Consider the following 10,813-nt stretch of genomic DNA (forward strand, 5'->3'; position numbering starts at 1 on the left):
AGGTCGTATTATAATTTTTATAAATGGCTGCTGGCGTTTTTTTGGTCATACCGCTTTTAAGGTTATAAAAGGAAGTCTTTTATTTTGAAGAGCTTAATAGTTTTATTTTTAGTTGTATGGCCTTTTTTGGTTAATGCCAACGCGCAGACAATTGAATTTCCTGATGTAAATAATAATGTGGCATACGCAAGTGTGGCTTCATTGGGATTTAACCCTGCGGATGAAAAAATAGCATATGGGGATAATGAATCGCAGTTCGCATTACTTTGGCGCGCAAAACAAATACAGCCGCAAAACCCGTTAGTTATTTTACTTCATGGTGGTTGTTGGCTAAGTGCATACGATATTAAACATACCTACGCGTTAAGTACGGGGCTTGCACAAGCTGGTTTTAACGTATGGTCTTTAGAGTATAGAAGAAGCGGCGCAAGCGGTGGTGGCTGGCCTACAACGTTTAATGATGTAAAAGCCGGAATTTTAGCGGTAAGTAAATATAATAATGGCGAGTTTAAATTAGCTGACTCGGTTGCGGTAGGACACTCCGCTGGTGGGCATTTAGCTCTGCTTGCTGGTGGTGAAATTGATCAGCTCAAAGGGGTTATTGGCTTAGCCCCTATTACTGATATAAAAGCGTATGCACGCGGTAATAACAGCTGTCAAAAAGTGACAAAGGATTTTATGCAAGGTATGCCAACTGATAAACCCAAGGCTTACACGCAAGCTAACCCGAGCGAGCAGTCGCTTCATCCGCAGAGTATTATTTTACAAGGTGATCAAGATACCATCGTGCCTGCTTTTAATTTAGAGCAGCTTAAACGACCTGTGGTTATGCTAGATGGTGTGGGGCATTTTGATTGGATCCACCCAGGTTCTGAGGCATTTAAGACACTAATACAAAATTTGAATGAGAAGTAATAATGATTTTTAATGAGATTGTAGCGCTTGATAAAGCCGATCCGCTGGCTAATAAACGTGATGAATTTGATTTACCCGCAGACACTATTTATCTTGATGGTAACTCATTAGGGGCTTTGCCTAAAGCCGTAAAATCGCGCGTAGCTGAGGTGGTAAGTCAGCAATGGGGTAGCCATTTAATTAGAAGTTGGAATGATCACCAATGGATTGATTTACCAACTCAGGTAGGAGAGAAAATAGCGCCGATTATTGGCGCATCAAAAGGCCAAGTGATTTGTTGTGACTCGATTTCAGTTAACTTATTTAAACTGTTAAGTAGTGCATTATCGTTAAACCCTGAGCGAAATGTGGTGTTATCCACCGAGGATAACTTTCCTACTGACTTATACATGGTACAGGGGCTAAGTGAGCTATTAGGCCCCGACTTATGTCAGCTTAAATTAGTGGCAGAGCAAAGTATTGAGCAAAACCTTAATGATTCAGTGGCTGTGTTGCTATTAACGCAGGTCAACTTTAGAACCGGTCAGTTGCTGGATATGCAAAAGCTTACCCAGTTAGCCCACGAGAAAGGCATTTTGGTGATATGGGATCTAGCCCATAGTGCGGGAGCTTTACCGGTTGAACTTGATAACTGTAATGCTGATTTTGCCGTTGGCTGTGGCTATAAATACTTAAACGGTGGCCCAGGCTCACCTGCATTTTTATATGTGGCTAAACGCCACCAAGCTGCTGTAAAGCAACCCTTATCAGGTTGGATGGGTCATGCCAAACCATTTGCTTTTGATGCAATATATCAAGGTGCTGATACTATAAATCAGTATTTATGCGGTACACCCAGTGTGATTGCGATGAGTGCTTTAGATGCTGCGCTTGATGTATGGCAAGACGTAGACATTTCTCAAGTAAGAGAAAAGTCGATTGCACTTGCTGACGTATTTATTAAATTAGTACAAACACATTCATGCTTAAGTGATTTACGCTTATGTTCTACTGAGGATTCGAGCCAAAGAGGCAGCCAACTAGCATTTTCACATACCGATGCGTTTGCTATATGCCAAGCGTTAATTGAAAAAGGGGTAATTGCAGATTTTCGTGCGCCTAATATTTTACGTTTTGGTTTTACACCTCTTTACACCTCGTTTGAAGAGATTTGGCAGGCAGCAACTATTTTAGCTGAGGTAGTTAAAAGCCAGCTATATACCCAGCCACGTTTTAATTTAGCGGGTAAAGTGACGTAACTTTATGATGAGTCATTTTTATAATGGCTCATAGCGTTTCTCAAGTTAAAAAAGGCATAGCGTTAGCAGAATCACTAGCAGCGCCTTTAGGTTATTATTGCTCCTTTTCTAGATGAAAGTAATTAAGTTGTACTCTCATCTCGGTAGCTTGTTCTGCCATTTGACGCGCAGCCGCCATTGTTTCTTCTGTAATCGCTGAGTTAGCCTGAGTTAGCCCCGTTAACCGTTGTACAACAAGATTAACCTCTTTAATTGCTTGCTCTTGTGCGGAGGTTGAGTGCGCTATATGTATTATATTTTTACTAACATCGCTAACAGCTTGCATTATGTGTTTTAGTTTTTTCCCTGAGGTGTCGGCTAATTCAGTTCCAAGTGCTATTTTTTGATTACTGTTTACAATAATACTCTTTATTTGCTTTGCTGACTTAGCACTACGCCCCGCTAAATCACCGACTTCATTAGCGACTACAGCAAAGCCTCTTCCGTGGTCGCCAGCCCTAGCTGCTTCTACGGCGGCATTAAGTGATAGCAAGTTAGTTTGAAAAGCGAGGTTGTCAATAACCGAAAGTATTTCGTTAATGTCTTTACTGGCTTCATTTACTTCATCAATCGCGCTAACAGTCTGTATTGATAATTGGTTTCCTTCTTCAGCAATTTGCTCTGCATTGCTTGCCAATGCCACGGCACTTTTTGATTGTTCAGATACTTTAGTTAGCTCATCTAGCATTTGCTCAGTACTTGAGCTTGCCTCTTCAAGGTTGGCTGCTTGCTCTTCTGTGCGTTTACTTATTTCAGTATTACTTGAAGCTATTTCACCTGCATTTTGCATAACCTGGCCAGCTGATACTTGAATTTCTTGAATGACATTGGTTAATTTAAATATGGTCGCGTTGGTGTCGTTTTTTAGGGTGTTGAATACGCCTTGATATTGCCCCTCTATATTTTTGGTAAGGTCACCTTTAGCTAAGTTTGACAAAACGCTACTTACTTCATTTATAGCTAATGAAACTAATGAGGTAGACTCATTAACATTATTTTTTAAATCTTCCAATTGGCCTTGCAATGGTTGTTTTAATTGATGAGAAAAATCGCCATTTGCCATTGCAGCCATTACTTGATTAAGATCATTTATGACATGTTCAAGGTTTGTTACCGAGTGGTTTATATCTGTTTTTAAACTATTTAGCTGGCCTGTCATAGTCGATGAAATAGTATGATCAAAGCGCCCCTGACTAATTGCTAGCATGACTGATGAAATTTCAGTTAGAGCATTATCAATAGCAGTGATTGATGTATTGATGTTACTTTTTAACTGCTCAAGTTGACCGCTGGCTTCACCTTTAATCATTTTTTTAAAGTCACCTTTACTAACAAAGGACATGACTTCACCTATTTCATTCATTACATTATTTAAATTAGCCATACTGGAATTAATATCTTGTTTTAAGATATCAAGCTGTCCAGCTAAGGGGGCATCTAATTGCGCTGAAAACTGGCCCTGTCGTAATGCACTCATAACGTCACTAATACCATCTATGGCAATACTTAAGCTATTCACTGAGTTATTCACGCTGTCTTTTAGCTGGGCAAGTTTTCCTTTAGCTGGATAGGTAATTTGCTCTTTAAAGTTACCTTGCTCTACGTTAGCCATAATATCTACGATACTATTCATTGTGTTGTTTATTGAGGAAAGCGATTGGTTAATATTACTTTTTAAGGTGCCTAATTCGCCTGACATTGAGGCATTAATTTGAATATCAAATTGACCATCAGCCATAGCAATCGCAATGTTATTTAATTCGTTTATTGCCCCGTTTAGTGAACTTGCGCAATCGTTGGTTGCTTGTTTTAACGTATCTAACTCTCCTCGACATGGTGCTTCAATACGTTGATCAAATTTACCCGCAGCCATTTGGTTCATAACGCGATTTGTTTCACTAATAGATAACTGTAGAGCATCAAGGAGAGTGTTAAATGCTTGAGTGCTAACGCCTATTTCATCGCTTGAATAGACTGTTGCTCGTAATGAAAAGTCACCTTGTTGTTCAACTTTTTTCATCGTATCAGCTAGTGCATGTATTGGTTTTGTGAGTGTTTTCGCAAACCAATATGCGGCAATGGTAACAATGAAAATAGTGATGAAAAGTATCACAATGAGTTGTTGGGAAAGAGTCGTTATTGACTCAAAAGCTTCTTGTTCGTCCATTTCTGCTATAAGTGCCCAGCGAACATTAAATACATTTACAGGTGCAAATGCAGATAGCACCATTTCATTGTTATAGTCATTTATAACATGCTGCCCTTTTTCATTTTTTAGTGCTTTGATTACAGATAAGGTATTTACAGTGCCTTTATTTGGGTTTCTAAATGAGCTTTCTACAGAGTGGTTTTTCGGATCAATATACGAGTCAGAGCGCATTAACCCTTCAGGGCCAACAAGGTAGGTTTCTCCGCTTTCGCCCAACCCGTCGCGTTCTTTCATAATTGAATTAATATCTTCAATCGATAATTGGGCAGCTAAAATAGCAACCATTTTACCATCAACAACAATAGGCTTTCCTATAAAGCTTGCAGGGGCATTATATGAAGGGGAGTACTGTTTATAATCTGCAAAAGCAATTTTTTGTGGGTTGCTGCTATCTTTTAATTGTCTAAATAGGTTCGCTAAATTACTTTTAGCGTAGGGACCTGTTTGCAGCGATGTTGCAAAGTCTACTTCTTTATAAACAGAGTAAACAATATTGCCATTTGCTGGGTCGATAATGAAAATATCGTAGAACTTATTTATATTAGTCATATCGCGTAGATAAGGATGATATTGGCGGTGCGCTTGCTCGTAAGAGTCTGATTGCTCGGTGGTGGTTAGTTTTTGTTTTTCACCAATTGGGTTTGGGTTATTAGCTAGATAACGAGATTGCAGCTCAATACTTTTTGGATTCATTTGCTTTAATAGAGATGCAGAAACTGTATCTGTTGGGTTTAGCTGTTTAAATTTTGGAGCAAAAGACTCTTTATAAAAGCGATTTAGAGACTCTGATGAGGTTGAAGGGGAGGTATCATTAAATCCATCTATAAACTTTGTCGCAATATTGGCCATTTCTGGATTTGCTTGCAGCGCATTAAGCTTTTTTTCAATGTTGTTAAAATAGCGTTTAACAGCGCTTTGTTTTACTTTACTCACAGCGTCTAAACGCGAATAAACCTGTTCTGTCATCGAGTTTGAAGCTGTATTAATTGCGACAATAATAATTATTGTTATTGGCACTAGGGCAACAACTAAAAAGGCGGAGATAAGTTTTTTTGTTAAGTTTAATGAATTAAAAAAGTGGTTAATTGTGAGCATTACTATGTCCCTGTAATAAGGTCTGAACCTCAAATGAGCATAGAACACAATTTGTGAAGATCTAGTTAATAATTAAAGTAATGAGTTTTTATTACAAAATAGCCAAAGCTGATACTAAGCACTTTTAATTTTAATGCAATTGCAGCATGCTTTTTTAGCGGTTTAAAAGCAATAAAGCGTAGAAGTACTTAAGTGCTCCTACGCTTTACTATTTAATTGATGTTTTAACGCTAAAAAAGCAAACGATGTTAGAGCGCGACTAAACTTTGCTCTAACATAGCTTGAATTTGCTTAACTATTTTAGCTTCGGTTTCGGGTTCAAACTGGGCAATTCGAGGAGTGTGAATATGCCCAGTCGGAATATCTGAATTTAGCTGATTACGCAGCCGAATACTGCGATACGAAATTTCGTTAGACAGGTAACCACCGCCACCGCCACGTACTGCAGTTGCCTCTTTTAATTCGTCAAAACTGCTAGGCTCAAAGTCTTTTTTGAGGGTAATAACATGATGATTATCATTAATCGCAAAAGGGCCTTTTGCCTTTAGCATAGTGCTAATAGGTAAACTAAATTCTACAAACTCAGTACCGGGTAATGGGCGGTCGTTTAAGCTTGGAATGAGCGGCGCTGTTTTGGTACCGCCATACACTATATTGGCATTGTCGGGCGCTATTACACTGCGGCGCTTACCCGGAAAGCGTTCAAGATCAAAGTCTTTACGGCCCATGCTAACGGTAACGACCATATCAACTTTATTAAGAGCGTAATAAGGGGCAAGTAAGGATTCTATAATGCCTTGATCAAAGTCTTCATAACGCACAGGCACCATTACAGTGTTTATTTCAGCACTAATCCCTTTATAGTTTATTACTTGGCCATCAAGAAGCAACGCAGCCACGCCTGATGGGTTACTTTGGTTTATATTTCTATCAAGTAAAAATGGGTCAAACCCAGTTAGTAGTATCTTTTTAGTGGTGTTTTGTGAGTAGCTTAGGTCTGTGCGACCTCGGCTTCCGTTTTCTAGCAATGTTAATAACACTGTTTGCTGCGCGGCGCTCAGCGAAAATGCAGGTTTTGTGGTACGAATTATTTTACTTGATTGTAAGCGAGCCCAATAAAGCGCGCGATCATCTAAGTTTTGCGTTGTAGCGATGCGTTTTTTTGCACTAAACCATAATCGTTTTGAGTAGTCATTAACGGCATCTACGGCTTGTGCATAGCTTGAGAGTGACTTGAATTGCTGCTCAAATTGATTAACTTCGCTGGCAAAAGCGCTTAGTACGGCTGGCATCGCTTGGCTGGCTTTTTCAATTCGCAATTCTTCTGGGGTTAGCGGTGTGTTTAAATTGGCTAAAGTACTAAAAGAAGAAAATATTAAACTTGTGGCAATCAGTGTTTTTATCATGATGTTCCTATACTAAGTCGTATTTGTTGCCTACTATCCTATGCCTAATATGTGGGTGCAAATAAAATCGTTGGTTGGTTTTATGTTGAAAGCAGTATAAAACAGGCGCTAAATCAAAAACTACGGGTATTTTATTAAAAAAGAGTCTTAACTCTGTGATGGGTTTAGCTACAATGGGGCTGTGTATTTTTTAGTTTTTTACTTTTAGGCAGCTATGCAACTTATTCAAATAGATAAAGCACGTTATCGTAAACATTTAAATCGCGTTATTGTCGGCTGTGCAGCAGGTTTAGCTGTGGGCAGTTTAGCAATTTCACAAACCTTAATTGCATTATTTCCCGATGAAAGTGGCAGTCATTTTCATTGGAACTTATTAGGCGTAATTGTTACGAGTATTGGCATAGGCTGGTTGTTAAATAAATACCGAACACATCCTTTTATGAGTGAGGTGGTGTATGTGTGGGAGCTTAAAAAAGCGCTTAATAAAACCACTCGTAAAATGGCTAAGCTAAAAACGGCGGGACGAGAAGGTAACCCCGATGCATTATTGGCGATTCAATATAGTTATGCGGGCTCACGATTATTATGGCAGCTTGACGATAACACCATCACTATGGATGATTTAGCGATTAAACAAGCCGAGTTAGATAGCGTTGCGGCCAAGTTCAACTTAACCTTAAATGCTGATGACTACAATGATGCAATTTTAAAGCAGTTTTAAAGTGGTTTTAATTTATAGGAATAACAATGAGCATAATTCTTTATGGTGTCCCGCTTTCTCCTTATGTGCGTAAAGTACGTGTGTGTTTAGCGCTTAAGCAACTGGACTATAAACTCGAAATAGTCTCGCCGTTTAATCAGCCTGACTGGTTTTTAGAAGTTAATCCGTTAGGGCGTATTCCGGCGCTAAAAGATGGCGAGTTAAACTTGGCGGATTCTAGCGTTATTTGCCAATATCTTGATGAAAAACACCTTAATTCATCGGCTTTACTCGGTGATACTATAGAGCAACGTGCAGCTGTTCGCTGGCTAGAAAAATACGCAGATTACGAGCTGGCTCCAATGACAACATTTACGGTATTTCAGCAGCGTATTATTGCTCCTACAATGCAAAAGCCAATCGATGAAGCCTTAGTGCAAAGTGCATTAAATGAAAAATTACCGCCTTTATTTGATTATTTAGAAGGTTATTTAGGGAATAACGAATTCTTTGTTGGTAACAGCTTTACTCTTGCCGACATTGCAGTGAGCTGCCAGTTAATGAATATGGAGCATGGCGGTGAGCAACTTGATGAGTCGCGCTGGCCTAAGCTTGCTACTTTACATAGCCGTGTAAAACAGGGGACCGCTATGCAGAGCATGCTTGAAGGCGAACAAAAAATATTAGCTTCATTAAAATAACGTTCATCACCGATTTTTAGCAAAGCTTAGGGAGCCATAAGTGAAAAAAGTACTGATTGTTTGTTTAGGTAATATTTGTCGATCTCCGACGGCTGAGGCGGTATTAAAAGCTCGCGCTAAAAAGTTAGATATTGATCTGCTAGTGGACTCGGCAGGGACTATTGGTCATCACGAAGGTAATCAACCAGATAGGCGCTCAATGCAGGCTGGTGAAAAACGCGGTTATAGTTTTAAAGGTATTTTTTCGCGCAAGGTGCGTAGTAGTGATTTTAGCGAGTTTGACCTTATTTTAGCAGCCGATAAACAAAACCTGTCGGATTTAACCGCACGTTGCCCTGAACATTTGCAGTACAAGCTTGCGTTGTTTTTAGAGTATGGCGAGCAAGCACAAAGCGCAATTCCCGATCCTTACTATGGCGGTGATGATGGCTTTGAAAAGGTACTTGATTTAATAGAGGCCGCCAGCGATAACATTTTAGCTAAGTTAAAATAGCTATAATGATAAATTAAAAGGCGCTTGAAGCGCCTTTGGTATGTTATTAACGGTTTACTTTAAAGTCGAGCTGTACTTTGGAAGTTGCTGCAACCGCTTTTCCATGCTCAAACTTAGGAGCATAGCGCCATTGCGCTAATGCTTCTACTGCTGATTTTTCAAAGGCCACGCCACCCTCAGAACTAATTACTTGCGGATTTTTTACAAAGCCAGACTCATCTACTTGAAACTCCATAACTACACTGCCATCTTTACTAAATCGCGCTTTGTTTTTAGGGTATTTAGGGTTAACGCGGTATAGCGGCGTTTGCTCTTGGCTTTCTTTCCACGGCACCATTTTAGCAATCGCGATACAGTGCTTAGTGGCTTCATCGCTTTTGCCTTTTTTTTCATACAAGCCAATTAATCTTGAGTGTGCGGTAAGCTCAGCGCTGTGATCGTAACTTAAGTTTTCATCAAACACCTTTACTACGCGATTAAGCCGTTCAATTGCTTGATCGTATCTTTTTCTACCCTCAGCAAACGACGCCATTAAAAAGTCAGCTTTTATTTGTTCAACCGAGTTTTTAGGTAAGTTAGCCTGGTAATACTCATCGGCCTCTTCCAAGTAGTTTTTAGCTTCACGGTATTTTTCGTAGCTGAATTTATTGGCTAATATGGTTGCCGCTTCTAATTTCATATCGGCCAAAAATTTAGGTTTATTTTCTGTATTTGCTATTGCAATTACTTGATCTAAATAATAGTCCGCTTTTTGAGCTGAGGGGGCAAAATTAGCCATACCAACTAAAGAATCAACGGTTTCTAACGATTTGTTACCATGGTTGTTAACTGAAATAGTGTAGGCTTGTTGATATAGTGAAAAACGTTTTTCAATCCATTTTTTACCATAGCCATTAATTGATTTAGCATAGTTTATAGCTAAGTTTGCGGTGTTATCTGAATTATCACCGTAAACAGCTTTACCTAATGTGTAGGCCTGCTCCGCGGCTTGTTGCATATTTTTCTTGGTTTTAACCGCATTTAAGTAATTTTGATACGCGTCGTTAAAAACGGCTTGAGCGTTACTTGCTTGTTCGGCAAATGACATGGTGCTTAATACAGATAAACTTAAGCCCATCAGTAATACACGTTTATTTAGTTTCATAATGATCCCTATTATTTGTCGGTGGTAAATTAGCAAATCCTTATGTGTATGTCATCATTTTAGGTAAACCAAGGTAAATATTCGTTGCTAATATATTTATGCTTACATATTGAAAATAGCCGCTGTCGTCGCAATATATTTGACATTACTTAGGGTGTACTACGATCCAATTTTGAACTTTTGTGATATTATCACTTTATCGTGTCGTAGTTTTTTAATATTTGGATTGGTCGTGGCGCAAGTAAGAGCAAGAGTCCAGCTTAATGTTGGCAAAAATAGTGATATTCCTGCAGAAATTATCTCGTTTAGTGGCTTAAAAGATGGCCAAGAGCATGTTGCTTTAGTATTTAATAACGCCGATACCCAGCAAGGTGTCCCACTTATTCGTATGCATTCTGAATGTTTAACCGGTGATGTATTTCATTCGTCACGCTGTGATTGTGGTGAGCAGTTAAACGAGTGTATTGAAATGATGCATGAGCAGGGCGGTATTTTACTTTATTTACGCCAAGAAGGGCGTGGTATTGGTTTATATAATAAAATTGATGCGTATGTACTGCAATCACAAGGTATGAATACTTACGAAGCTAATAACCATTTAGGTTTTGCTGATGACTTACGTGACTTTTCAGATGCAGTGTTAATGCTCAATGCGCTTAATTTAAAGCACGTTAAATTAATGACTAATAACCCTAAAAAGCTCAATGCATTAAAAGATGCAGGTATAGAAGTTGATTCTGTTGTGGGTACTCATGCTCACATTAAAGCTGGGCTTTCAGGTAATAAAGCGTATTTAGAGACAAAGATTAAGCATGGCTCTCACATGCTAGATATTAAGAAAATTAAAAAACCTTAGGGTCTGTTGACCTTTCA

Annotated in this window: 9 protein-coding genes; 6 read left to right on the top strand and 3 right to left on the bottom strand. The window is 39.0% G+C overall.

The annotated features are described in order from the left end of the window. The first annotated feature begins 84 nt into the window (after positions 1-84). Both CWB77_RS08350 and kynU read left to right on the top strand, forming a co-directional pair. Entirely contained in the window at positions 85-915 is an 831-nt protein-coding gene (locus CWB77_RS08350; RefSeq protein ID WP_138622300.1) for an alpha/beta hydrolase, read from the top strand. A gap of 2 nt (positions 916-917) precedes the next feature. Then, on the top strand, positions 918-2,153 hold the full coding sequence (kynU, locus tag CWB77_RS08355; protein WP_138622302.1) for a kynureninase: 1,236 nt from the start codon (positions 918-920) through the stop codon (positions 2,151-2,153). A gap of 94 nt (positions 2,154-2,247) precedes the next feature. On the opposite strand, the gene CWB77_RS08360 is transcribed toward kynU, so the two are convergent. Together CWB77_RS08360 and CWB77_RS08365 are read right to left on the bottom strand one after the other, a co-directional pair. Further along, positions 2,248-5,496, bottom strand: coding sequence for a methyl-accepting chemotaxis protein (locus CWB77_RS08360; RefSeq protein ID WP_138622304.1), 3,249 nt, complete (start codon positions 5,494-5,496; stop codon positions 2,248-2,250). 248 nt (positions 5,497-5,744) lie between these two features. After that, the gene (locus tag CWB77_RS08365; RefSeq protein WP_138622306.1) at positions 5,745-6,902 is read right to left on the bottom strand and encodes a PA0049 C-terminal domain-containing protein; all 1,158 of its coding nucleotides are present in this window, start codon (positions 6,900-6,902) and stop codon (positions 5,745-5,747) included. Positions 6,903-7,116: 214 nt separating this feature from the next. On the opposite strand from CWB77_RS08365, the gene CWB77_RS08370 reads away from it, so the two are divergent. The 3 genes from CWB77_RS08370 to CWB77_RS08380 are packed head-to-tail and all read left to right on the top strand — an operon-like array spanning position 7,117 to position 8,796. Next, entirely contained in the window at positions 7,117-7,623 is a 507-nt protein-coding gene (locus CWB77_RS08370) for a DUF3087 domain-containing protein (RefSeq protein WP_138622308.1), read from the top strand. Between the two features lie 26 nt (positions 7,624-7,649). Then, a complete protein-coding gene (locus tag CWB77_RS08375; RefSeq protein ID WP_138622310.1) occupies positions 7,650-8,303 on the top strand; it encodes a glutathione S-transferase family protein in 654 nt (217 codons plus the stop codon). Positions 8,304-8,343: 40 nt separating this feature from the next. After that, positions 8,344-8,796: a low molecular weight protein-tyrosine-phosphatase gene (locus CWB77_RS08380; RefSeq protein ID WP_076919286.1), complete on the top strand. Its 453-nt coding sequence runs from the start codon at positions 8,344-8,346 to the stop codon at positions 8,794-8,796. Between the two features lie 46 nt (positions 8,797-8,842). Here CWB77_RS08380 and CWB77_RS08385 read toward each other — a convergent pair whose 3' ends face one another. Next, the gene (locus CWB77_RS08385) at positions 8,843-9,940 is read right to left on the bottom strand and encodes a TonB family protein (RefSeq protein ID WP_138622312.1); all 1,098 of its coding nucleotides are present in this window, start codon (positions 9,938-9,940) and stop codon (positions 8,843-8,845) included. 232 nt (positions 9,941-10,172) lie between these two features. Here CWB77_RS08385 and CWB77_RS08390 point away from each other — a divergent pair, with 232 nt between their 5' ends. Next, positions 10,173-10,796 (top strand): GTP cyclohydrolase II, encoded by a 624-nt coding sequence (locus CWB77_RS08390; RefSeq protein WP_010390804.1) that lies wholly within the window; start codon positions 10,173-10,175, stop codon positions 10,794-10,796. Positions 10,797-10,813: the final 17 nt, after the last annotated feature.

The sequence above is a fragment of the Pseudoalteromonas sp. S1610 genome (assembly GCF_005887465.1).
GTDB classification, from domain to species: Bacteria; Pseudomonadota; Gammaproteobacteria; order Enterobacterales; family Alteromonadaceae; genus Pseudoalteromonas; species Pseudoalteromonas undina.